Raw genomic sequence first — 22,768 nt, forward strand, 5'->3', positions numbered from 1 at the left:
CGAGAAACCGCGTAAAATAGGCCTTTGGGGCATATGGGGGATCAGAACCCGATCCCGCCCTCCTCTCTACAAGATCTAGTATCCGTGCTATACTATAGAATCAGTACCGGATAGAATTCATCATCTCATCATTGTTTCTTCAGGAGATATCATCATGCAAACGACAGCTCGCGGACGTATTCTGGGCCTGGACGGGCTCCGTGCCCTGGCAATCACGGGCATTGTCCTCTATCACCTTCTTCCGCAGTCGGTTCCCGGCGGCTACCTCGGCGTCACCCTCTTCTTCACCCTCATGGGCTACCTGAGCCTGGTCAGGAACCCGGGCGCCGTCCGGGGAGAGGCCTTTGATTTCCGCACTTATTATAAGAAGAAGGTCCTCCGCCTCTATCCCTCCCTCCTTGCGGTCATCCTCTTGTCATGCCTGGCCCTGATCCTCCTCTACCCCTCTTATCCGAAGCGGATCCTGCCAGAGATCGGTAGCATCCTCCTCGGCATCAATAACTGGTGGCAGATCTCCCAGAACTCCAGCTACTTCGCCCGCCTGGCTAACAGCTCCCCCTTCACCCATCTGTGGTTCCTGGGCCTGACCATCCAGTACTATCTCCTCTGGCCCCTCCTCCTGGTCCTGCTGGGCCGCATCCGTTCCCGCATCAAGCGCTTCGGCCTGCGCAGGGTCTGTTTCTGGTCCCTGCTTCTTCTGGCCATCCTCTCTATGCTGGAGGCCGGCCTCCTCTACCGGCCCGACCGGGACCCCTCCCGCATCTATTACGGGACCGATACCCGCGCCTTCTCCTTCTTCCTGGGGATGGCCGCGGCCTTCCTCCCCGTTCGGAAGCCCCGCGCCTTCCTGAAGGTCTATCCCGCGGCCGGATATGTGGTCTCGTCCCTCTCCTTCCTGGGCCTCCTCTGCCTCTGCCTGACCCTGGACGGGTCCTCTGCCGCCAACTACCGCGGCCTCATGCAGCTGGCAAGTATCCTCTTTGCCGTCCTCATGCTCATGGTGGTCTGGATGCCCTCCTCCCTGGGACGCCTTCTCGAACTTCCTCCCCTTTCGGCCATCGGTCGGGCCAGCTACCTGATCTACCTGGTCATGTATCCGGTCCTCTTCTTTGTCAACCACTGCAGCAAGGACTCTCACAGCCCTCTCTGGCCTTTGCTCAGTCTCTGCGTCATCGGCCTCCTCTCCGCCCTACTCTATCTCTTGGAGCAGAAGTTCCTCAAGCTCTTTGCGGGGGAGAGGCCCCGGCGGATGGCCGGAAGGGCTGTCCTTCTCGCCCTTCTTGCCCTCTGCATCCTCGTCGGCGCCTATCAGTGGCGGCTTAGCAGCCGGGCCATTGCCGCTCTTGAGGCAGACCAAAAGCAGCTGGAGGAGAATCTGAAGAAGCAGGAGGCGCTGCAGGCACAGAGAAATGCCAACGCCCAAAAAGGGGCCTCCAAAGGCCAGTCATCCGAATCCAATCACCCCTCCTCGGATTCCCAATCCAAGGCCGGATCTGTGACCGCCATCGGCGACTCCGTCATGCTGGATGCCTCCGGCGCCCTTGCCGCCCAGATCCCGGGCATCTACATCGACGGGAAGATCTCCCGCCAGGTCCGGGCCGCCGACGAAGTCGTCCGCTCCCTCCAAGAGAAAAACCTCCTGGGCGATACCGTCATCCTCCACCTGGGCACCAACGGATCCTTCCGCCAGAATGTCGGTCAGGAGCTCATCGACCGGCTTGGCTCCGACCGCAAGATCTACTGGGTCAATGTCTACGCTCCGAGCGCTCCCTGGACAGGCCAGTGCAATGCCACCATCAAAGCCCTGGCAGAGGCCAATGCCAATGTCAGCCTGGTCGACTGGGCCTCCTATGCCAAGGGCCATACCGACTGGTTCTACTCCGATGGGATTCATCTGAAGCCAGACGGCCAGAAAGCCTACGCCGCCTTCCTCAAGTCCGCCTGCGGGCTCTGAGGTCAAGTCCGCCCGCGGGCTCTAAGGCCCTATGGGATCGCAGACGCCACGGTGCTTTCCCTGCCGCCGGGCGCGTCAAGACAAAGAAGACCTTGCCCCTCCTCTCAAAGAGGAAGTGCAAGGTCTTTTCTTGAGTCCTTTTTTCTTAGGTCTTCTTATCTCGGGTCTTCGTTCGCTTCGTCCTATGCGATTCTTCCGATCACTTGTCTCTCCAGATGATTCTGCCCTTGGTCAGGTCATAGGGTGACATCTCGACCGTCACCCTATCGCCGGGGAGGATTCGGATATAGTTCATCCTGAGCTTTCCGCTGATATGGGCCAGGATCTGATGCCCGTTCTCCAGCTCCACAGAAAACATGGCGTTGGGAAGCTTCTCTAAGATCTTGCCCTCAACCTCAATCACATCTGCTTTCGACATTCTATACCTCCAATTCGTCGCCGAGAATCGCCTTGATCTGCGCAAAAACCTCTTCCATGGGCCGCGTTCCGTCCACGGTCTTGAGAATCCCCTCTTCCTCATAGAAGTCGATCAGGGGCTGGGTCTGTTCGTGATAGACCCGGAGGCGGTTGGCCACGGTCTCCTCGCTGTCATCCGCTCTCTGGATCAGCTCCGAACCGCAGTCATCGCAGATCCCCGTCTGCTTGGGCGGCAGTGAGACCAGATGATAGCTTGCGCCGCAAGCGGGGCAGACCCGTCTTCCGGACATGCGCCTTACGATATTCTCATCCGGGACATCGACATTGATCGCGAAGTCCATGTGTTCTCCCCCGTCGACCAGAGCCTGTCTTAGGGCCTGCGCCTGGGGAATGGTCCTTGGGAACCCGTCCAGGATAAATCCCTTCTTGCAGTCCTCCTGCCGGATCCGATCCATCACCAGATCGCAGGTCAGCTCATCCGGGACCAGGTTTCCGGCGTCCATGTAGGCCTTGGCTTTTTGGCCCAGAGCGGTCTTATTCTTGATGTTGGCGCGGAAGATATCTCCCGTAGAGATATGCGGAATTCCATAGGCCGAAGCGATCTGCTTGGCCTGCGTTCCCTTGCCCGCGCCGGGTGCCCCCAGCATAATGATCTTCATCGATATATTCTCCCATTTCCCGCAATCGAGCAGGCACAGACTGCCGGCAATCGACTGCTGTGAATAAAAAGCATGGAGATACGATCTTGCGACCATATCTCCATCCGGACATCAGTTGTTCAGGAAACCCTTGTAGTTGCGAACCATCATCTGTGATTCGACCTGCTTGAGGGTCTCGATGACAACGCCGACAATAATAATCAAAGACGTACCGCCGAATGATACATTGGCGTTGAACAGTCCGTTGAAAATAATCGGAAGCATAGTGACAATGGTCAGGCCGATCGCGCCGATCAGAATGATCGAGCGAAGAATTCTGCTGAGATAGTCACTGGTCGGCTTGCCGGGACGAATACCCGGAATGAAGCCGCCCTGCTTCTTGATGTTGTCCGCGATCTCCAGCGGATTGAAGGTGATCGTCGTATAGAAATACGCAAAAGCGATGATCAGGACAACGTAAATCGCCGCGCCGATGGTGTAGATCCACTCACTCGTGTTGAACCAGTGGGACTGGGACAGGAGCTTTAAGATCTTGGACCCGATGCCGTTGCCGTTTCCCTTGCCAAAGAGGGCAGCGAGGATGACCGGCGTCTGCATCAGAGACTGGGCGAAGATGACGGGAATGACACCGCCCGTGTTTACCTTGAGCGGGATGTGGCTGGTCGTCCCGCCCACGCTTCTCCGTCCGGCGATCTTTCTGGAATACTGAACCGGAATCTTCCGCTCTGCATCCTGCAGATATACTGTCATGACAACGACTGCCAGGATAATCAGGACAATGAGCAGGCCGGCGAAGACCGCATTGGCCATTGCCTTTCCGCTGATGAACTGCTTGAAGAGTTTCTGGAGATCCGTCGGAATCCGGGAGATGATATTGATGACGAGGACAATGGAGATTCCATTGCCGACGCCCCGATCCGTGATTCGCTCTCCCAGCCACATGAGGATCGTTGAGCCGGCCGTCAGAGCGGCAACGACTTCAAACACATACAGGGCATTGTACTGGACCAGATAACCGCCCCGGCCAAATCCGATCGCCATGGCCAGAGACTCTCCCAGGGCCAGGCCAACGGTCAGGTAGCGCGTAATGCGGGTCATTTTCTTCCGGCCCTGTTCTCCATCCCTCTGCATCTCCTCCAAAGCCGGGAAGGCAATGGTCAGAAGCTGCATAATGATGGATGATGTGATATACGGCGTGATGTTTAAGGCGAAGATCGACATCTGACTGAGCGATCCGCCCGTGATTGCATCCAGGAAATCAGATGCTCCCCCCGTAGAAGAGAACAAATTATTGAATACATCTCCCTTAACGCCGGGCAGATGAATCATGGAGCCCATCCTGACAACCACCAGGATCATCAGAGTGAACCAGATCCGCCTGCGAATATCCTTGATTTTAAACGCGTTGTGGAGTGTCTTCAACATATCAGATCACCTCTGCCTTACCGCCAAGTGCCTCGATCTTCTCCTTGGCGGATGCGGAGAACGCATTCACCCGGACCTCGAGCTTCTTGGTCAGATCGCCGGTACCGAGAATCTTGACTCCGTCAAGCTCCTTCTTGATGATTCCGGCTTCCTTGAGGCTTGCTACGGTTACGACAGCGTCGTTATCAAACACCTCAAGGGCAGATACGTTAATCGCTACGATCTGCTTGCTGTTGCGGTTCTTGAAGCCTCTCTTGGGAAGTCTTCTGAAAATGGGCATCTGGCCGCCCTCAAAGCCGGGTCTCGGGGCGCCGCTTCTGGCCTTCTGTCCCTTATGGCCCTTACCTGCCGTCTTGCCGTTGCCTGAACCGTGTCCGCGGCCTCTTCTGCCCGCATCACTGAAGGTTGCGCCCTCCGCAGGTCTTAAAGTGGATAAATCCATTTCTGCCACCTCCTATTATGCTTCCTCTACCTTGACCAGATGGGCTACGTGACGAACCATGCCGCGAACGGCCGCATTGTCAGGGAGCTCAACTGTCTGATGCATCTTGTGAAGTCCAAGTGCCTCAACCGTCTTTCTGTTCTTGGGAACACTGCCGATGGGGGACTTTACAAGTGTAACCTTTAACATATTCGCCATCTTCCTATCCCTCCTTAACCGACAATCTCTTCAACGGACTTGCCGCGGAGCTTAGCGACCTCTTCGGGACTCTTCAGCTGGCTCAGTGCATTGATCGTTGCCAGGACTACATTCTGCTTGTTGGATGAACCCAGGGACTTGGTACGGATGTTCGCGATTCCCGCAAGCTCACAGACCGCACGCGCGGGGCCGCCTGCGATGATACCGGTTCCGTCGGGAGCCTTCTTGAGCAGGACGGAAGCACCGGTGTGCTTACCCGTAATATCATGGGTAATGGACTTGTTCTCATCCAGCTTTACTTCAATGAGGTTCTTGGTTGCATCCTCTTTGCCCTTGCGGATGGCGTCGGGAATTTCAGTCGCCTTGCCAAGACCTGCGCCAACATGGCCGTTGCCGTCTCCGACAACCACCAGAGCTGCGAAGCGCATGTTACGTCCACCCTTAACAACCTTGGTGACACGCTTGATCGCAACTACGTTCTCGTTCAACTCCATCTGACTGGGGTCAATAATCGTACGCTTCATGTGTTATCTCCTCTTAGAATTCCAGACCAGCTTCTCTTGCAGCATCAGCCAATGCCGCTACCTTACCTGCATAGATGAAGCCTCCTCTGTCAAAGATGACTTCCTTGACACCAGCGTCGATTGCCCTCTTGGCAATTACGGTTCCAAGCTTTGCAGCTGCTTCTACATTGTTCGTCTTCTCGAGGTCAGCCTTGACATCTGCGTCAAGCGTCGATGCGGAGACAAGGGTCTTGCCCGCCTCATCGTCAATCACCTGCGCATACATATGATTATTGCTCCTGAATACGGCCAGACGCGGTCTTGCGGCGGTTCCGGAAAGAGTGTTGCGTATTCTTCTGTGCTTCTTGACACGGACTTCCGTCCTGGATTTCTTCGTAATCATTGTGCTTCACTCCTTTACTTATTTCTTACCGGCCTTGCCGACCTTACGACGAATCGTCTCATCAGCATACTTGATACCCTTGCCCTTATATGGCTCTGGAGCTCTCTTGGATCTGATCTCGGCTGCATACTGACCGACCGCCTCCTTGTCAATTCCGGAGACCTTGATCTTGTTGTCCTCAAGGCTTGTCTCAAGCCCGTCGGGGTCAACCATCACAACCGGATGAGAGTAACCAAGGTGGAGTGTCAGCTCCTTGCCCTTCTTAACGGCCCTGTAACCTACGCCGTTGACCTCAAGTACCTTGGTAAAGCCGTCCTTGACGCCCAGAACCATGTTGTTGAGCAGGGATCTGGTCAGACCATGGAGGGCCTTCATCTTCTTCAAATCGTTGGGTCTTGAAACCTTCAGCTCCGATCCCTCCAGCGCAATGGTCATCTCTGCCGGCAGATCTCTCTCAAGCGTTCCCTTGGGACCCTTCACCGTCACATGATTATTTTCTGCAATCTCTACGGTTACACCGTCAGGAATTGCGATTGGCATTCTTCCAATACGTGACATGCCCGTACCTCCTAAAATTATACTGGCTTACGCCATTGTCATAGATCTCTTCTTGTCTGATTACCAAACAAAGGCGAGAACCTCGCCGCCGACCTGCTCCTTGCGGGCCTGCTTGTCGGTCAGGATGCCCTTGTTGGTACTTAAAATAGCGATTCCGAGGCCGCCCAGTACATAGGGGATCTCCTCCTTGCCGGCGTAAATGCGCAGGCCCGGCTTAGAGATTCTCTTAATGCCGGTGATGATCTTCTCGGTCTTGTTCGCATTGTACTTCATCGTGATGTGGATGTTCTTGCCGGCGCCGTTCTCAACCAGATCGTATTTGGCGATGTATCCCTCGTCAACCAAGATGCCGGCGATTGCGACCTTCAGCTTGGATGCCGGAACGTCAACCGTGTCGTGCTTTGCAGTGTTCGCGTTACGAATTCTCGTAAGCATATCTGCGATAGGATCGCTCATAGTCATGATTCAAATTCCTCCTTCTGCTTACCAGGATGCCTTCTTAACGCCGGGAATCTCGCCCTTGTATGCCAGCTCGCGGAAGCAAACTCTGCAGATGCCATACTTCTTGAGATACGCGTGAGGACGACCGCAGATCCTGCAGCGGGAGTATTCTCTGGTGGAGAACTTGGGCTCGCGCTGCTGCTTAACCTTCATAGATGTCTTAGCCATGTAATATATTCCTCCTGAATTACTTCGCGAAAGGCATGCCGAAGAGCCTCAGGAGCTCGCGTGCCTCTTCATCCGTCTTTGCAGTTGTAACGAATACGATGTCCATGCCGCGGACCTTGTCCACCTGGTCGTACTCAATCTCAGGGAAGATAATCTGCTCCTTGATCCCAAGGGCATAGTTCCCTCTGCCGTCGAAGGAATCGGGGTTGACCCCGCGGAAGTCACGCACACGGGGAAGTGCCAGATTCACCAGCCGGTCCATGAAGTCATACATCTTCTCGCCGCGAAGCGTCGTCATGCAGCCGATTGCCTGGCCCTCACGGAGCTTGAAGTTTGCGACGGACTTCTTGGCCTTGGTGGTGACCGCATGCTGGCCCGTGATGGTCTCCATGTCCTTCACCGCGCTCTCAAGAACCTTGGCGTTCTCCTTGGCTTCGCCGACGCCCATATTCAGGACGATTTTAGAGAGCTTGGGGACTTCCATTTTATTCTTGTACTCGAACTTCTTGATCATCGCCTCGATGATCTCGTTCTGATACTGATCCTTTAATCTACTCAACGAAATGGCCTCCTTCTTTATTTGATCACTTCGCCGGTTGCCTTGGCAACGCGAACCTTCTTGCCATCTTCTACCTTGAAGCCGACGCGAGTCGCCTTGCCGCCAACCAAGAGCATTACATTGCTGATGTCGATCGGGGCCTCCTCCTCGATGATGCCGCCGGCCTGATTGGTCATGCTGGGCTTGGTGTGCTTCTTGATGATGTTGATTCCCTCGACGACGATCCGCCCCTTCTTGGGATCCACGGAGAGGACCTTGCCCTCATTGTTCTTATCCGCACCGGCGATCACGCGAACCATATCGCCTTTCTTAATCTTCATTGTAGCCATCGTAATCCTCCTTACAGCACTTCGGGAGCCAGAGACACGATCTTCATGAATTTCTTGTCACGAAGCTCTCTTGCTACGGGTCCGAAAATACGGGTTCCTACGGGAGTCTTGTCATCCTTGATGATCACGGCAGCATTCTCATCAAAGCGGATGTAGGAGCCATCCTTGCGGCGCATGCCCTTGACGGAGCGAACAACGACCGCCTTCACAACGTCGCCCTTCTTGACAACTCCACCGGGTGTTGCGCCTTTGACGGAAGCAACGATGATGTCACCGACATTTGCATATCTTCTTGTAGAGCCGCCCAGAACACGGATGCAAAGCAGTTCCTTCGCACCGGTATTGTCGGCTACTTTTAATCTAGTTTCCTGCTGTACCATAATGTAGCCTCCTATATTACTTCGCGCGCTCTACGATCTCCGTAAGTCTCCACCTCTTGTCCTTGGACAGGGGCCTGGTCTCCATTACGCGAACGGTATCGCCCTCACGGGCCTCGTTGTTCTCATCATGCGCCTTGAGCTTGTAGGTCTTCTTCACGATCTTGCCATACAGAGGATGCTTTACATTATCCTTGATCGCAACTGTGATCGTCTTATCCATCTTATCGCTGACAACAACGCCCTGGCGTGTCTTTCTAAGATTTCTTTCTTCCACGATTGTTCTCCTCTCTCAATCTAAGATCGAATCTTACTGATTCTTCCTGGCTTCAGTGATCACAGTCTGGATGCGGGCGATGTTCTTGCGAACCTCCTTGATGCGACTGGTATTCTCAAGCTGATTGGTTGCGTTCTGGAATCTCAGATTGAAAAGTTCCTTCTTAGCATCCTCAAGCTGGGCATTGAGCTCAACAAGAGACTTGGATTTTAATTCTGTAACAAATGTATTCGTCTTCATTCGTTCTCACCGCCTTCTAAGTCTGCCTTGGAAAGGATCTTGCACTTGCAGGGCAGCTTGTGCATTGCAAGACGAAGAGCCTCCTTGGCGGTCTCCTCAGGTACACCGGAGATCTCGAACATTACTCGACCCGGCTTGACAACAGCAACCCAGTACTCCAGGGCGCCCTTACCGGAACCCATTCGAGTCTCGGCGGGCTTGGCCGTAACGGGCTTGTCGGGGAAGATCTTGATCCAGATCTTACCGCCACGCTTTACGTAACGGGTCATGGCGACACGGGCCGCCTCGATCTGGTTGGACTTGATCCAGCAGGGCTCGATAGCCACAAGACCATACTCACCGTTTGTAATCTTATTACCGCGCGTTGCCTTTCCGGCCATACTGCCGCGGAACTGCTTGCGATGCTTTACTCTCTTAGGCATTAACATAATTAGCGAGCGCCTCCTTCTGCTTTATTCTTGGAGGGAAGAACCTCTCCCTTGTAGATCCATACCTTGACGCCGACCTTGCCGTAAGTCGTATCCGCCTCAGCAAAGCCATAATCAATATCCGCGCGCAGGGTCTGAAGGGGAATGGTGCCCTCGTTGTAGGACTCGCTGCGGGCGATATCAGCGCCGCCCAGACGGCCGGAGCACATGGTCTTGATCCCCTTGATCCCGGTCTTCATGGACCGGCTCATGGTGGACTTCATGGCGCGGCGGAAGGAGACACGGTTCTCAAGCTGCTGCGCGATGTTCTCTGCGACGAGCTGGGCGTCCTTGTCCGGTCTCTTCACTTCCTTGATGTCAATCAGGAGCTTCTTCTTGGTCAGCTTCTGAGCCTCAGCCTTGATCTTCTCGATTTCGGCGCCGCCCTTGCCGATCACAACACCGGGCTTGGCCGTATATACAATTGCCTTAACGCGGTCAGAGGATCTCTCGATCTCGACCTTGGAAATCCCGGCGCCGTAGAGCTTCTTCTTGAGGAAATCGCGGATGGTGTGGTCCTCAACGAGGAAGTCAGCGAACTCCTTCTCCGCATACCATCTGGAATCCCAGTCCTTGATAATGCCGACTCTCAAGCCGTGGGGATTAACTTTCTGTCCCATGTCATTCCTCCTTCTTACTTCTCGTCCAGTACCAGGGTGATGTTACACATGCGCTTCTCGATGCAATAAGCTCTGCCCTGTGCTCTGGGTCTGATACGCTTCATGATGGGGCCCTGGTTGGCATAGGCCTCAGCGACATAGAGGTCATTGACATTTAAGCCGTTATTATTCTCCGCATTGGCGATTGCGCTCTTCAAGAGCTTCGCGACAACGCCGGAAGCATATCTGGGGTTATACGTCACAACGCCGAGAGCGGTCTGTACGTCGAGGCCGCGGATGGCGTCTAATACGAAGCAAGCCTTCTGGACGGAAATTCTGGCATAGGAAAGCTTAGCTGAAGGTCTTGTATCTTTCTGTTCGTTTCTATCACGCTTGATCTGGGATCTATGTCCTCTTGCCATGGTGTGGAAACCTCCTTTCGAATATTACGCTTATCTGGCACCGGTCTTCTTCTCGTTGCCCTTGTGGCCGCGGAAGGTTCTGGTGGCTACGAACTCGCCAAGCTTATGTCCTACCATATCCTCGGTTACATATACGGGAACATGCTTGCGGCCATCGTAGACTGCGAATGTATGTCCCACGAAGCTCGGGAAGATGGTGGAACGGCGAGACCAGGTCTTGATCACAGCCTTGTCGCCGGAAGCGTTCATCGCGTCAACCTTCTTCAATAAGCTCTCGTCAGCAAATGGTCCCTTCTTTAATGAACGTGCCATTGTATCCTCCTTACTTGATTGCCTTACCGTCGCGTCTTCTTACGATAAGCTTGTTCGACTTTGCGTTCTTCTTTCTGGTCTTCAGGCCCAGAGCAGGCTTGCCCCAAGGCGTTGAAGGCGCGGGACGTCCGACGGGAGCCTTACCCTCACCACCACCATGGGGATGGTCGTTGGGGTTCATGACAGAACCGCGGACAGTCGGGCGGATACCCATATGGCGCTTACGTCCGGCCTTACCGATCTTGATCAGGGAGTGGTCTCCGTTGCCGACTACGCCGATGGTAGCACGACATTCCAGGCGGACCATCCGCATCTCACCGGAGGGGAGACGAAGGGTTGCGAAGCCGTTCTCCTTGGCCATCAGCTGGGCTGCGTTGCCGGCAGACCGAACCAGCTGCCCACCCTTGCCGGGATAGAGCTCAATATTGTGGATCATGGTACCTACAGGGATCTTCTCCAGGGGGAGGCAGTTGCCCAGACGGATCTCGGCATTCGCGCCGTTCATAACGGTCATGCCGTCGGTCAGGCCGGCGGGAGCCAGGATATAGGCCTTCTGGCCGTCCGCGTAGACGATCAGGGCGATGTTGGCCGTGCGGTTGGGGTCATACTCGATGCCGATGACCTTGGCGGGCACATCATCCTTGAATCTCTTGAAGTCGATGATCCTGTACTTGCGTCTGTTGCCGCCGCCGTGATGACGAACGGTGATCTTACCCTGGTTGTTTCTTCCTGCATGCTTCTTCAGAGAGGAGGTCAGGCTCTTCTCCGGAGTGCTCTTGGTGATTTCAGCGAAATCAGAGCCGGTCATGTTTCTTCTGGAAGGTGTATATGGGTTATAAGTCTTAATTCCCACGAAAAACTCCTTTCACATTGCTGTGTTTATTCGCGTGCTTCACTGCACATACTTGCGGAACCATGGTTCCGGTTTCTCTATTACAGGCCGGTGAATACCTCGATATCCTTGCTGTCCTCTGTAAGCTTGACGATTGCCTTCTTGGACTTGGCCGTCTTGCCGAGAGGGCCCCTGCCCTGTCTCTTGGTCTTGCCGTCATAGTTGATGGTGTTGACTCTGGCGACCTTCACGCCGTCAAACATCTTCTCGACCGCTTCCTTGATCATGGTCTTGTTGGCCTCGGGGTGTACCAGAAAGGTGTACTCCTTATTTGCCATGCCGCTCATAGACTTCTCTGTTAAGAGAGGCTTGAGGATTACGTCATAGAACTGTACGTTAGCCATTATGCATATACCTCCTCGATCGACTGAACAGCCTCCTTGGTGACAACAAGGGTGTTGTACTTGAGGATGTCGTAAACATTGATGCTGTTGGTCTGCGCCGTCTTGACGTCGGGAATGTTCCTTGCGGAGGCGATTGCCTTGTCATCATCCTGGCCCAGAACTACAAGTGCCTTCTCTACGTTCAGGTTCTTGAGCATCTCTGCGAACTTCTTGGTCTTGATCTCGTCAAAAGCAAGCTCGTCAACAACAATGAGCTTCTGCTCCTGCAGGCGGCTGGTCAGGGCTGACAAGAGAGCCGCTCTCTTCTCCTTCTTGTTGAGCTTGAAGGAATAGTCCCGGGGCGTGGGGGCGAACACAACGCCGCCGCCGGTCCACTGGGGAGACCTGGTAGAACCCTGTCTGGCATGACCGGTTCCCTTCTGTCTCCAGGGCTTGCGGCCGCCGCCGCGCACCTCGGACCTGGTCTTGGCCTTCTGCGTGCCCTGGCGCAGGTTGGCCAGCTGCTGCAGAACAGCCATGTGTACTAAGTGTTCATTTACTTCTACACCGAATACGGAATCCGCAAGCTCAATCTGCTCGACCTCCTTGCCCTCCATATTGAATACGGATACTTTAGCCATCGTTAAAGCTCTCCTTTCCTCTCTTACTTACTTGCTAACCTTGGTGCTTTCCTTAATGGTAACTAAGGACTGCTTCGGTCCGGGAACAGCACCCTTGATCAGGAGCAGGTTGTTCTCAGCATCGACCTTAACAACCTCAAGGTTCTGGATGGTCACCTTAACGCTACCCATGTGGCCGGGCATACCCTTGCCCTTGAATACCTTAGAGGGATCGGACGCAGCGCCGTTGGAACCCTGGTGGCGGTGGAACTTGGAGCCGTGAGCCATGGGGCCTCTGTGCTGTCCCAGCCTCTTAATGGCGCCCTGGAATCCCTTACCCTTGGAGATGGCGGTTGCGTCAACCTTGTCGCCCGCCGCGAAGATGTCCGCCTTGATCTCGTCGCCCGGCTTGTACTCGGACGCATTCTCGAAACGGAACTCACGGACATATCTCTTTCCTGACAGGCCCGCCTTCTCGAAATGGCCCTTGAGCGGCTTGTTCACCCCATGTCTGTGGTGGATTTCCTTCTTGCCGGAGGCATCCTTGGTGTTGATCTTGTCCTTCTTATCCACGAAGCCGACCTGGACAGCCTCATAGCCGTCATTCTCGATGGTCTTGACCTGGGTGACGGGGCAGGGGCCTGCCTGAAGTACGGTAACCGGAATCAGGATCCCCTCTTCGTCGAAGATCTGGGTCATCCCGATCTTGGTAGCTAAGATTGCTTTATTCATTGTTAACCTCCTGTCATCTACAGCGGAATACGGCAGCTGCCGTATTCATCCTAGAACAGTCGTCTGTTCTCATTACTTGTTCTTCATCTTGATATCGATGTAGACACCGGCCGGCATCTCAAGACGTGACAGTGAATCAACCGTCTTCTGGGTCGGGGTCAGGATATCGATGAGTCTCTTGTGCGTTCTCTGCTCGAACTGCTCTCTGGAATCCTTGTACTTGTGTACGGCGCGCAGAATCGTAATTACTTCCTTCTTGGTCGGAAGGGGTACGGGTCCGCTCACCTCTGCTCCGTTCTTCTTCACAGTATCGATGATCTTCTTGGCTGATGAATCAACCAGCTCATGATCATACGCCTTCAGAGTGATTCTCATTACCTGTGCTGCCATAAAAAAAGTCGCCTCCTTCGCACTTCTTCAGTACGACAAGCGGTGACTGTACACATTTCCGTGCGTGTCCTATTGAAAACACACGTGGTTTCTGCCCGCGGCAGACCTTTGATTGTGATACAGTGACTTGTCGCCAGTTTCCTAACTTGACATTCGCTCCACGGAAAACCTGCCACAAAGGGCAGCAACCTCACGCTTCAACGCTATCAATGTCACAGCAAGAGTAACTATACATGAATTTCGACCGAATGACAAGCAAGAGTGAATAAGTTTTGTTTTTTTTGAAGAACATTCTATGTCCGGGCTTTCACCGCTCACCTGTGCTATACTCATAGCCGTCTCGGAAACGAAAGAGCATTTTGGGAAACAAAAAGCATTTTTATAGAAGAATCATATAAATAGGAACGAAAGACCGCTCATTTCGAAGAGTGAGAACCCGCTTGTATCAGAGGAAAGGGACTGGCTATGTGGCTGGCAGATCGCTGGGAAGACTACGAAGTATATGACTGCTCCGGGGGAGAGAAGCTCGAGCGCTGGGGGGACTACACCCTCCTCCGCCCCGACCCCCAGGTCATCTGGGACACGGCCCGCAGGGACCCCCACTGGAGCCGGCTCAACGCCCACTACCACCGGTCCAAGAAGGGGGGCGGCGAGTGGGAGTTCTTCGACCTGCCCCGGGAATGGCAGATCTCCTATACGCTTCCTGCTGCCGGACGGCTGACCTTTCATCTCAAGCCCTTCTCCTTCAAACACACCGGGCTCTTCCCGGAGCAGGCCGCCAACTGGGACTGGTTCTCCGAGCTCATCCGAGCCCGCAAAAAGGCCAGGCCCGACGCGGAGATCCGGGTCCTGAACCTCTTCGCCTACACCGGCGGTGCCAGCTTGGCCGCAGCCAAGGCAGGAGCCGCTGTCACCCATGTGGACGCCTCCAAGGGCATGGTGACCTGGGCGAGAGAGAATGCCGCCGCCTCCGGCCTGGACCAGGCTCCGATCCGCTGGCTGGTGGACGACTGCACCAAATTCGTCGAGCGGGAAATCCGCCGGGGCAGGCGCTATGACGCCGTCATCATGGACCCTCCTTCTTATGGGAGGGGCCCCAAGGGAGAGATCTGGAAGATTGAAGACCAGATCTACCCCCTGATCTGCCTTGCGGCAAAGATCTTAAAGGACGACCCCCTCTTCTTCCTGGTCAATTCCTACACAACCGGCCTGCAGCCGGCAGTCTTGCACTATATGATCGCAAGCGCCCTGGCCTCCTTTGACGGCCGGGTCCGGGCAGAGGAGATCGGCCTTCCTGTCTCCTCCAGCGGGCTTGTCCTTCCCTGCGGCGCCAGCGGCCGCTTTACAGCATCTTCTTGCGATGAAGCAGCCATGCGATCAGGACAGAAATGACCATGGTGATCAGGATAATCACCGTAAAGCCATGCGGCGCGTGGGACAGAGGCATCCACCTGTCATCCACGTTCATCCCGTAGATCCCCGATACAATGGTCGGAATCGCCAGGATCAGGGTGACCGAGGTCAGAATCTTCATGACATCATTCAGGCGGTTGTTGATCACCGTAGAGACCAGCTCCCTCGTCCCGTTGATGATATCCCGGTAGATTCCGGTCATCTCGATCGCCTGCCGGTTCTCAATGATGACATCCTCCAGCAACTCCCGGTCCTCCGGGAACTGCTGGAGGCGGCCGTAGCGGGTCAGCCGGTCTAAGACCATGGAGTTGGCCCGAAGGGACGTCGCGAAGTAGACCAGGTTGGACTCCAGCTCATGCAGGTCGAAGAGGTCGGCATTGCCCGTGGAGTCGTTGATCCGCCCCTCAATCTCCGTCCGCTTGCGGTCAATGGTCCGCAGGAGGGACTGGTAGACGATATTGGAATTGTAGAGGATCTGATAGACAAACCGCATCCGTTTCTTCGTTGAGAACACCTTCATGCGCTGGTCGATGAAGGTCCGGAGAACTGCGGTCTCCTCGGCGCAGACCGTGATGACCACGTCCTCCCTGAGCAGGATGCCAAGGGGGATGGTCTTATAGGAGGGCCTTTTATTGCGGATCTCCGCCGTCGGGATGTCCACCAGGATCAGGGTGTAGCCATCTTCCAGACTGATTCTCGACGACTCCTCATCATCCAGAGCCGCCCGGACATCCGCCACATCCATCTGAAAGCGGTCTGCGATCTCCAGACACTCATCGGCACTGGGGTCGGTCAGCTTGACCCAGGCCCCCTCGTCGTAGGTCTTAAGTTCCCGAATGATGCTGTCATCCGTTCGATAGTAATTGATCATCTCATCCGCCCATTCTCTTCTACGGCCTTCTCTTCTGCCGCATTTTCTTCTACCGCATTTTCTTCTGCCTCTGTCCCTGCTTCGGACGTACCTTGCGGTCCACCTGCGTCACCATCCGTCCGGGTGGTCAGTCGTAAGCCAACCGGATGGTCAATCGTAATCCATCCGGATGATCAGTCGTAATCCACCTGCATCAGGCAGAGCCCTCTTGCCGGGGCAGTGGGACCGGCAAGACGCCGGTCCTTAGCCTCCAGAATCCGGGCCATCTCTTCCGGCCGCAAGCGGCCCCGGCCGACTTCCATCAGAGTTCCCACCAGGATGCGGACCATATTCTGAAGGAAGCCGTTCCCGTGGAAGATGAAATAGACATATCCCTTGCTTCTGCGAATCTCGATCCGATCCACGACGCGAACCGTGGATTTCTTCATCCTGGAGTTGCCACAGAAGGACTTGAAGTCGTGCTCCCCCACCAGACCGTCTGCCGCCGCCTGCATGGCGCCGACATCAAGGACCTGGTCCAGGGGCGTATAGTACCTTCGGTTGAAGACCGGTTTGACCCTGCCGTCGAAGGCAGTGTAGCGATAGGTCTTGCCGGTCGCCTTATAGCGGGCGTGGAAGCGGGGCGCCGCCTCTTTCCAGTCGACAACGGAGATATCGTCCGGCAGGTAATGGTTAAGATAGTCCTGCATCTCCCGGCAGGTCATCTTCCGATCCGACGGGGCCTCTCCGCCGGTCATCTTCCGATCCGGCGGGGCCTCTCCGCCGGTCATCTTCCGATCCGACGAGGCCTCTCCGCCGGTCATCCGGATCCGCAGAAGCTCTGTCCTCTCCTCCTCTCGGTACTCCCAGGGACCCGGGTGATAGGGGGGTGCCTCGAGGACAAGTGAGGCGACCATGCCCCGGGCATGCACCCCGGCATCGGTCCGACCCGCCCCGATCAGCTTGATGGGCGCATCCGGCCCCATGAAGTCCTCCGCGCTTGCTTTAAGACCACACATGCGGGCCAGGGCCTGTTCGATCTTCCCCTGGATGGTCTCTCGCCCGGGCTGATGCTCCCAGCCCAGATAGCGGGTTCCGTCATATGCGATTTTCAGTCGGTAGTTCTGCATCGGATCTCTCGCTTTCTTCCCGCCCTCGATATGCCCATGGCATTCACTGTCTTACTATAGCACGAAAAATGTCGGTGACGCGATCATTGGTGCTATGAAAAAGAGTTCCAAAAATGAAAAAGAGTTCTCCGCAGGAGGTCATCCCCGGAGAACCCAAGCTTTCTGTATCCGATTCTGATTTCTATCTTCTGATAGCTTCTGATAACTCTTGCATTTCGATTCCCGCCCTCGACAAGCGATCGCGTCCCGGAGGCGGGGCGGAGCTCAGACCGCGCTCTTTCTCTCGGCGTCCTCCCGGGCGGCAACCTCTTTCTTGCGGCAGGCCTCGCAGATTCCCTGCAGGACCACGTTCTCGACCTTGAAGGAATCTCCGGCCAGAAGCGCAAGCTCCTCCGGAATCACCAGGCGCTCCACAATGGATCCGCACCGGCTGCAGCAGAGATGAATGTGCGGCGTATTGCGGCCGTCGAAATGCTCCTTGCCATTGACAACAAAGCTGATCGCCTCGCCGCAGGCCGTCATATCCTTCAGATTCCGATAGACGGTTCCCAGAGAGATCTTGGGCACCTGCCGACGCACAGACGCATAGACCATGTCGGCGGATGGATGATCGGTGCGGTTTTTCAGATCTCTCGCGATTACTTCGCGCTGCTTGGAATATCTCAGTGCCATGTATACCTCAGACCCCCTGCTCCTGTCCTATCAGAGAAAGAACCGTATATTTTCAGATAACAATACTGATTCCTATCTATAGGTATACTATGTTTTGCACCAAAGATCAAGACATAACCATCGGCCCCGCCGGCCCTGCCTGCACCTGCGCCGGACTAATCTGCGTACTCACAGCCGACATGGGCGGCCTCAATCTCATCGACCAGCTCCCATTTCCAGTCCTTCTTTAAGGATTTCCGATAGAGCTTGATGCTGCCGCAGCCCTCGCTCCCCTGCCAGAAGTCCCGGTAACCGCTCCGGCCGTCCGGCGCCTCCAGGCGGATGGAAACCATATCCTTCCTGGCGCAGCGGATATCTGTGTACATCTTGGACAGGGGCGTCTCCTGGATGACCCTCCAGCGGATATACTCCTTGCCCAGCTTGACCTTGTACTGGGTCTTGGTCAGGGTCCATACATGAGAGAAGTTGAACTGATAGGGTTCTCCCTCGTACCAGATCGCACCGAAGAGACCGTTCTCCAGCGCAAGCTTGCCGACCCTTGATCTTCCGCCTCCGATATCAAAGGCAGAGTCCTTCAGCTTATCCTTGCTGACCGCGGAAGTCAGGTCATTGGAGGCGAGCCGGATCCAGGGCCTTATGAAGGCACTGCCCCATCTCTTGTCCGCATAGCCGAAAGAGGTCTCCGGCCGGACCATATAGACCTGCCCATTGTAGACCACCCTCCCCTCATAGGCGGTCTTCATGCCCTCAGCGTGCCAGAAGGACTTGATCGCCTCTTGGTCCCGCATAGGCTTTCCCGCGCCGTAACCGATATTAAAGGCAATCTTCTTGTCAATATTCAGGTCCCAGATCAGGTCACCGGCATCGGTCATCCACTCCGGATGAGCCTCTGCATCCTCCGGGCGCAGGCTGATCCTCCCCAGACTCCTGGTCTCGCTGAGGAAGCAGTTGTCCGCACTGATCGAGAAGGGTGCCTCCTCATTGATGCTGACTTCTCTCCAGGGGAAGAAACGGTTGAGCTGCCTGCCACCCTCGCCCAGGACACCGGCCTTGACCATGAGATAGGAGGGCTTGCCCCCCTGCTTTTGGACATCTTCACCCGGTCCAAAGACCACGGCGTCCGTCCCCAGCGCCGGATTGACCGCGAAGAAGCAGATGAAGAAATCCTTCTCCTCGCCGGTCGACGCATTATGGCCGCTGAAGGACTGCCACCAGCAGTCATATCCCTCTTCTGCCAGTTTCCCGCGGAGCATAAAGCGGTCTCTCTGCAGGTCCGACCTGTTGAAACCGGTCTCCATGAGGTCGCTCCCCACTTCACCGGCGGCGTCCATGGCGTTTCGTCCCAGTTCCACGGCCCGACCGGCCAGAGGATATTTCCTCGCCATCTCCTCCACGACATGTCCCACAGACTTGGCTGCGGAGGCGGCCGCCTCGTCCAGCTTGTACTTTCTGGCAATCTGACCGGCCTTATTGACTGCCCCGTCCGTGGCCTGGATTGCGCCGCTGGCCGCCTTCTTGGCGACCTCGAGGGCTGCATCGGCATTATCGCCCGCCGCATCAATGGCCCGGGAAATATTGGTCTCGATCTCTTCTAAAACACCCATGTCCGTTCCTCCTTCTCGGGAAGCTTCATCAATTCTATTTTGGTCCATCCGCACGCATTTGTAAACCGAAACCACAGCAAGCCGCCGGCTGCCTCCTGGGCGGATGCGGGCAGCTGGCCCGCCGACTTTAGCCGACTTTAACCGACCAACAGATGTCTCCTCCTAGAGCATGGGGGCAAGCAGTTTGAGGACGGCGCCAAAGGCGCGGTCCAGACGATTGCGGATTCCCCCGCCCCGGGTGTCCTCTAAGGAAATCTGCTGACACCGGTCCAGGGTCATCCGGAAGTCCGACGCGATCCGGTCAATCACCCGGTTCCCGTCTATATAGAGGCCTACCTCAAAATGATGGTAGAGAGACCGGTAGTCCAGGTTAATCGACCCCACCGTCGCCCGGCAGCCGTCACCCAGGAAGACCTTGGCGTGCACGAAGCCCGGTGTATACTCATAGATCGATATGCCGGCCGCCAGGAGCTTTGGGTAGTGGCTCTTGGCCAGGGCGAAGGCATAACGCTTGTCCGGGATATGGGGCAGGATGATTCTCACATCCACCCCCCGCTTGGCCGCATAGGTCATGGCATTGACCATGGTCTCGTCCAGAATCAGATAAGGGGTCATGATGTAGACATAGTCGGACGCCGTCTGCAGGATATCCAGGTATACCTGCTCTCCCATCCGCTCCCCGTCCAGGGGATTGTCCGCATAGGGAATGATAAAGCCGTCCTGAATGGTCCGCCGTCCCCCCTCCGTCCGTCTGAGCCCGTAGCGGGCAGAGGCCTCGATATAGCAGTTCTCACTGGGTATGGGCCGGTCGGCCCGGTAGTTCCAGGACTCCAGGAAGAGGCGGGTGAAAGTGGCGACCCCGTCCCCATGTGTCCGAATGGCCACATCTTTCCAGTGGCCGAAGGGATGCGTCACATTGATATACTCATCGGACAGGTTCAGTCCCCCGGTATAGGCGATTTTCCCGTCAATCACCGCGATCTTGCGGTGGTCTCGGTAGTTGTATTCGGTGGAGACGAAGGGGGTGACCGGGTCGAAGATCCGGCAGGCAATCCCCAGCCCCTTCAGCATCTCCGGATACGAGTGGGGCAGGTTGGTGAATTCATTGGTTCCGTCATAGATGAGACGGACCTCCACCCCCTCCCTGGCTTTCTCCGAGAGAATGTAGAGAATTTTCCCCCACATCTGCCCCTCGGTGACGATGAAGTACTCCAGGAAGATGAAGTCCTCGGCCGAGGCCAGGTCCTCCAGGAAATCCGGCAGGAAGTCCTCGCCCAAGGGATAGTATTTGAGATCAGAGGCGGGATAGGGGTGATAGCCGCAGACATCGTTCAGATAGTGGACGAAGGGAGCCCGCTCGGGCCTGCGCCCCTCAATCGCCTCCATGACAAGAGGGGTCTCGGGCTGGGCCCGGCTCGTGTACTTTAAGATCCGGGACATCTGCTTCTTGAGCCGGCGGTGCCCCGCATCGCTTCGGACATAGACATAGAAGAGGGCTCCGAAGGGACTGCCGACCGCGACGAAGAGGAGCCAGGAGAGCTTGACACTGGGGTCACTGTCACTGTTGAAGATGTAGAGGACCGTCACGACCGTAACCGCCATCGAGGCCATGTACATATACGGGCCATAGCGGTTCAGGGTCCCCACCAGGGCCGCCACAAAGAGGACCTGCAGGATGATCAGGGTCGACATGATAAGGGTCCTGCCATAGACCAGCTTGATCAGGCGTCTGCGCCCCCGCCTTAAGAGGTGCATCTCCCGAATGTCGTTCAGTGAGTTGATTTTGCGCATCTGTCACCTCGGTTTTACCGCTTGCCTCTGAGCCACAATCGTCCCCGCGGAGACCAGGGCCAAAGAGGCCAGGACCAGGGGCCAGCCCGCCGCCTGCCTCTCTTGGAGGAATACTGCGGAGAAGACTACTCCGAAGACCGGGGTCATGAAGCCGAAGACCGCCACCCGGGAGACAGGATTGTACTTGAGCAGCTGGCCCCAGAGGGAGTAGGCCACCGCGGAGATCCCCGCCAGAAGGAGCAGGATCCCAAGACCCGGTCCCCGCGCCTGTCCCAGAATCTCTCTTGCCCTGCAGCCGAGCAGGCAGGCAATCAGGCAGAGAATCAAGCCGCCCAGAATGAACTGATAGCCACTCAAGGTGAAGGGAAGCTCCTCTCTGGAGTACTCCTTTAAGAAGACGGAGGAGAAGGCGTACATGACGGTCGATAGGAAGATCAGGGCCTGCCCTCCCAGAGCAGATATTCCGCCCGGCCCCCCGGCCGCCTGCCAGCCCTCTCCCGCAAGGAGGGCCGCAATCAGTCCCCCCAGGTTGAGCAGGAGGACGCCCGAGAAGGCGAGAACGCTTCCGGTCAGCTTGCGGCGGGTCATCTGCTCCTGGTGGAAGATGAAGACCGCTACCAGGAGGGCGACAAAGACACTGGTCGCCTGAACAATCGACGCCAGGACCCCGCTGCAGTGAGCCAGACCCGTGTAGAAGAAGAAGTACTGGCCCACCGTCTGCAGGAGGCAGAGCTTTGCGATTCTGCCCCACATTCCCCTCTTTGGGACCAGCGGCCTGCGATAGAGGAAGCTTCCGATGATCAGGGCGAGGGCCCCCGCCAGGATGAAGCGAAGACCTGCGAACAAGATCTGGTCGCCCGTCGCCCCGGCCTTGATGTCATAGAGGCGGTAGCCGATCTTGATCGCCGGGAAGGCGCCTCCCCACAGGGCGCAGGAGATCAGCGCTCCGGCCCAGACCACCGGTGTCTTCGATAAGAGATTCTGTCCGGACATATGCCTCCCCTCACAGATCTGCCGCAACTTACAGGTCGATCGCAACCCTCCGCCCCGATGGCAGATAGGGTCGGAAGGCAACGCCGGCCGCCTTGAGCATCCGCTTGGAGGCGATCACAGAGGGCGTGTCCGCGTACTTGTCTGTCTTGAAAATGACCTCCTTGATTCCCGCCTGGATGATGGCCTTGGCGCACTCATTGCAGGGAAAGAGCGTCACATACATCTTGGTCCCCTCCAGACTTCCGCCCCGATAGTTCAGGATGGCGTTTAGCTCACTGTGTGTCGTGTAGAAGTACTTGCTCTCCAGGGGCGTCCCCTCCCGCTTCCAGGGGAAGTCGTCGTCGGAGCAGCCGATGGGCAGGCCATTGTAGCCCATGGATAGGATCTTGTTCTGCCGGCTCACAATACAGGCCCCCACCTGGGTGTTGGGATCCTTGGACCGCATACCCGCCAGGGTTGCCACTCCCATGAAGTACTCATCCCAGCTGATGTAATCTGTGCGTTTCTCGCTCATCGTTCTTTCCCTGCCTTTGCCCTCTTGGCCTGTG

Annotated in this window: 33 protein-coding genes; 2 read left to right on the plus strand and 31 right to left on the minus strand. The window is 56.1% G+C overall.

Annotated elements, in window-relative coordinates:
• The first annotated feature begins 154 nt into the window (after positions 1–154).
• Complete coding sequence (locus tag ACO5R6_RS04195; RefSeq protein WP_485625932.1) at positions 155–1,954, plus strand: acyltransferase family protein; 1,800 nt, start codon at positions 155–157, stop codon at positions 1,952–1,954.
• A 199-nt stretch (positions 1,955–2,153) separates the two neighbouring features.
• Here ACO5R6_RS04195 and infA read toward each other — a convergent pair whose 3' ends face one another.
• The 24 genes from infA to rpsJ all read right to left on the minus strand — a co-directional run bounded on the left by infA (position 2,154) and on the right by rpsJ (position 13,767).
• Positions 2,154–2,372, minus strand: coding sequence for a translation initiation factor IF-1 (gene infA / locus ACO5R6_RS04200; protein WP_485625933.1), 219 nt, complete (start codon positions 2,370–2,372; stop codon positions 2,154–2,156).
• Between the two features lies 1 nt (position 2,373).
• A complete protein-coding gene (locus ACO5R6_RS04205; protein WP_485625934.1) occupies positions 2,374–3,030 on the minus strand; it encodes an adenylate kinase in 657 nt (218 codons plus the stop codon).
• 111 nt (positions 3,031–3,141) lie between these two features.
• Positions 3,142–4,455, minus strand: coding sequence for a preprotein translocase subunit SecY (gene secY, locus ACO5R6_RS04210; protein WP_485625935.1), 1,314 nt, complete (start codon positions 4,453–4,455; stop codon positions 3,142–3,144).
• 1 nt (position 4,456) lies between these two features.
• A complete protein-coding gene (gene rplO, locus ACO5R6_RS04215) occupies positions 4,457–4,897 on the minus strand; it encodes a 50S ribosomal protein L15 (RefSeq protein WP_485625936.1) in 441 nt (146 codons plus the stop codon).
• A 15-nt stretch (positions 4,898–4,912) separates the two neighbouring features.
• Entirely contained in the window at positions 4,913–5,095 is a 183-nt protein-coding gene (gene rpmD / locus ACO5R6_RS04220; RefSeq protein ID WP_485625937.1) for a 50S ribosomal protein L30, read from the minus strand.
• 14 nt (positions 5,096–5,109) lie between these two features.
• On the minus strand, positions 5,110–5,619 hold the full coding sequence (gene rpsE / locus ACO5R6_RS04225) for a 30S ribosomal protein S5 (protein WP_485625938.1): 510 nt from the start codon (positions 5,617–5,619) through the stop codon (positions 5,110–5,112).
• Positions 5,620–5,632: 13 nt separating this feature from the next.
• A complete protein-coding gene (gene rplR, locus ACO5R6_RS04230) occupies positions 5,633–6,001 on the minus strand; it encodes a 50S ribosomal protein L18 (RefSeq protein WP_485625939.1) in 369 nt (122 codons plus the stop codon).
• 18 nt (positions 6,002–6,019) lie between these two features.
• Positions 6,020–6,559: a 50S ribosomal protein L6 gene (gene rplF / locus ACO5R6_RS04235; protein ID WP_485625940.1), complete on the minus strand. Its 540-nt coding sequence runs from the start codon at positions 6,557–6,559 to the stop codon at positions 6,020–6,022.
• A 60-nt stretch (positions 6,560–6,619) separates the two neighbouring features.
• On the minus strand, positions 6,620–7,021 hold the full coding sequence (rpsH, locus tag ACO5R6_RS04240) for a 30S ribosomal protein S8 (RefSeq protein ID WP_485625941.1): 402 nt from the start codon (positions 7,019–7,021) through the stop codon (positions 6,620–6,622).
• A gap of 21 nt (positions 7,022–7,042) precedes the next feature.
• Entirely contained in the window at positions 7,043–7,228 is a 186-nt protein-coding gene (locus ACO5R6_RS04245) for a type Z 30S ribosomal protein S14 (protein ID WP_485625942.1), read from the minus strand.
• Between the two features lie 19 nt (positions 7,229–7,247).
• The gene (gene rplE, locus ACO5R6_RS04250) at positions 7,248–7,787 is read right to left on the minus strand and encodes a 50S ribosomal protein L5 (RefSeq protein WP_485625943.1); all 540 of its coding nucleotides are present in this window, start codon (positions 7,785–7,787) and stop codon (positions 7,248–7,250) included.
• 17 nt (positions 7,788–7,804) lie between these two features.
• The gene (gene rplX, locus ACO5R6_RS04255; RefSeq protein ID WP_485625944.1) at positions 7,805–8,116 is read right to left on the minus strand and encodes a 50S ribosomal protein L24; all 312 of its coding nucleotides are present in this window, start codon (positions 8,114–8,116) and stop codon (positions 7,805–7,807) included.
• Between the two features lie 11 nt (positions 8,117–8,127).
• Complete coding sequence (rplN, locus tag ACO5R6_RS04260; protein WP_485625945.1) at positions 8,128–8,496, minus strand: 50S ribosomal protein L14; 369 nt, start codon at positions 8,494–8,496, stop codon at positions 8,128–8,130.
• A gap of 16 nt (positions 8,497–8,512) precedes the next feature.
• Positions 8,513–8,770, minus strand: coding sequence for a 30S ribosomal protein S17 (rpsQ, locus tag ACO5R6_RS04265; RefSeq protein ID WP_485625946.1), 258 nt, complete (start codon positions 8,768–8,770; stop codon positions 8,513–8,515).
• 33 nt (positions 8,771–8,803) lie between these two features.
• Positions 8,804–9,010, minus strand: coding sequence for a 50S ribosomal protein L29 (gene rpmC / locus ACO5R6_RS04270; RefSeq protein ID WP_485625947.1), 207 nt, complete (start codon positions 9,008–9,010; stop codon positions 8,804–8,806).
• Complete coding sequence (gene rplP, locus ACO5R6_RS04275) at positions 9,007–9,438, minus strand: 50S ribosomal protein L16 (RefSeq protein ID WP_485625948.1); 432 nt, start codon at positions 9,436–9,438, stop codon at positions 9,007–9,009. The genes rpmC and rplP overlap by 4 nt, the downstream gene beginning before the upstream one ends.
• Positions 9,439–9,440: 2 nt before the next feature.
• Positions 9,441–10,097, minus strand: a complete 657-nt coding sequence (gene rpsC / locus ACO5R6_RS04280) for a 30S ribosomal protein S3 (RefSeq protein WP_485625949.1) — start codon at positions 10,095–10,097, stop codon at positions 9,441–9,443.
• A gap of 14 nt (positions 10,098–10,111) precedes the next feature.
• On the minus strand, positions 10,112–10,498 hold the full coding sequence (gene rplV / locus ACO5R6_RS04285) for a 50S ribosomal protein L22 (protein ID WP_485625950.1): 387 nt from the start codon (positions 10,496–10,498) through the stop codon (positions 10,112–10,114).
• 30 nt (positions 10,499–10,528) lie between these two features.
• Positions 10,529–10,810: a 30S ribosomal protein S19 gene (gene rpsS, locus ACO5R6_RS04290; protein WP_485625951.1), complete on the minus strand. Its 282-nt coding sequence runs from the start codon at positions 10,808–10,810 to the stop codon at positions 10,529–10,531.
• 10 nt (positions 10,811–10,820) lie between these two features.
• Positions 10,821–11,663: a 50S ribosomal protein L2 gene (gene rplB, locus ACO5R6_RS04295; protein WP_485625952.1), complete on the minus strand. Its 843-nt coding sequence runs from the start codon at positions 11,661–11,663 to the stop codon at positions 10,821–10,823.
• An 80-nt stretch (positions 11,664–11,743) separates the two neighbouring features.
• Positions 11,744–12,046, minus strand: a complete 303-nt coding sequence (gene rplW / locus ACO5R6_RS04300; RefSeq protein ID WP_485625953.1) for a 50S ribosomal protein L23 — start codon at positions 12,044–12,046, stop codon at positions 11,744–11,746.
• Positions 12,046–12,666: a 50S ribosomal protein L4 gene (rplD, locus tag ACO5R6_RS04305; RefSeq protein ID WP_485625954.1), complete on the minus strand. Its 621-nt coding sequence runs from the start codon at positions 12,664–12,666 to the stop codon at positions 12,046–12,048. The genes rplW and rplD overlap by 1 nt, the downstream gene beginning before the upstream one ends.
• A 27-nt stretch (positions 12,667–12,693) precedes the next feature.
• Positions 12,694–13,377 carry a 50S ribosomal protein L3 gene (gene rplC / locus ACO5R6_RS04310; RefSeq protein WP_485625955.1) on the minus strand — a complete coding sequence of 228 codons (684 nt, stop codon included), beginning with the start codon at positions 13,375–13,377 and terminating at the stop codon, positions 12,694–12,696.
• Positions 13,378–13,449: 72 nt separating this feature from the next.
• Positions 13,450–13,767 carry a 30S ribosomal protein S10 gene (gene rpsJ, locus ACO5R6_RS04315; RefSeq protein ID WP_485625956.1) on the minus strand — a complete coding sequence of 106 codons (318 nt, stop codon included), beginning with the start codon at positions 13,765–13,767 and terminating at the stop codon, positions 13,450–13,452.
• A 465-nt stretch (positions 13,768–14,232) separates the two neighbouring features.
• On the opposite strand from rpsJ, the gene ACO5R6_RS04320 reads away from it, so the two are divergent.
• A complete protein-coding gene (locus ACO5R6_RS04320; protein ID WP_485625957.1) occupies positions 14,233–15,159 on the plus strand; it encodes a class I SAM-dependent methyltransferase in 927 nt (308 codons plus the stop codon).
• On the opposite strand, the gene ACO5R6_RS04325 is transcribed toward ACO5R6_RS04320, so the two are convergent.
• The 7 genes from ACO5R6_RS04325 to ACO5R6_RS04355 all read right to left on the minus strand — a co-directional run bounded on the left by ACO5R6_RS04325 (position 15,110) and on the right by ACO5R6_RS04355 (position 22,734).
• Positions 15,110–16,051, minus strand: coding sequence for a magnesium transporter CorA family protein (locus tag ACO5R6_RS04325; RefSeq protein ID WP_485625958.1), 942 nt, complete (start codon positions 16,049–16,051; stop codon positions 15,110–15,112). The two genes, ACO5R6_RS04320 and ACO5R6_RS04325, sit on opposite strands and share 50 nt — an antisense overlap.
• Before the next feature lie 173 nt (positions 16,052–16,224).
• Positions 16,225–17,160 (minus strand): tRNA pseudouridine synthase A, encoded by a 936-nt coding sequence (locus tag ACO5R6_RS04330; RefSeq protein WP_485625959.1) that lies wholly within the window; start codon positions 17,158–17,160, stop codon positions 16,225–16,227.
• Between the two features lie 264 nt (positions 17,161–17,424).
• A complete protein-coding gene (locus ACO5R6_RS04335) occupies positions 17,425–17,832 on the minus strand; it encodes a Fur family transcriptional regulator (RefSeq protein ID WP_485625960.1) in 408 nt (135 codons plus the stop codon).
• 155 nt (positions 17,833–17,987) lie between these two features.
• Positions 17,988–19,436: a tocopherol cyclase family protein gene (locus ACO5R6_RS04340; RefSeq protein ID WP_485625961.1), complete on the minus strand. Its 1,449-nt coding sequence runs from the start codon at positions 19,434–19,436 to the stop codon at positions 17,988–17,990.
• A 162-nt stretch (positions 19,437–19,598) separates the two neighbouring features.
• Positions 19,599–21,227, minus strand: a complete 1,629-nt coding sequence (locus ACO5R6_RS04345; RefSeq protein ID WP_485625962.1) for a phospholipase D-like domain-containing protein — start codon at positions 21,225–21,227, stop codon at positions 19,599–19,601.
• 3 nt (positions 21,228–21,230) lie between these two features.
• Positions 21,231–22,220, minus strand: a complete 990-nt coding sequence (locus ACO5R6_RS04350) for a DMT family transporter (protein WP_485625963.1) — start codon at positions 22,218–22,220, stop codon at positions 21,231–21,233.
• Between the two features lie 28 nt (positions 22,221–22,248).
• Positions 22,249–22,734 carry a deoxycytidylate deaminase gene (locus ACO5R6_RS04355; protein ID WP_485625964.1) on the minus strand — a complete coding sequence of 162 codons (486 nt, stop codon included), beginning with the start codon at positions 22,732–22,734 and terminating at the stop codon, positions 22,249–22,251.
• Positions 22,735–22,768 lie beyond the last annotated feature (34 nt).

The sequence above is a fragment of the Shuttleworthella sp. genome (assembly GCF_057251025.1).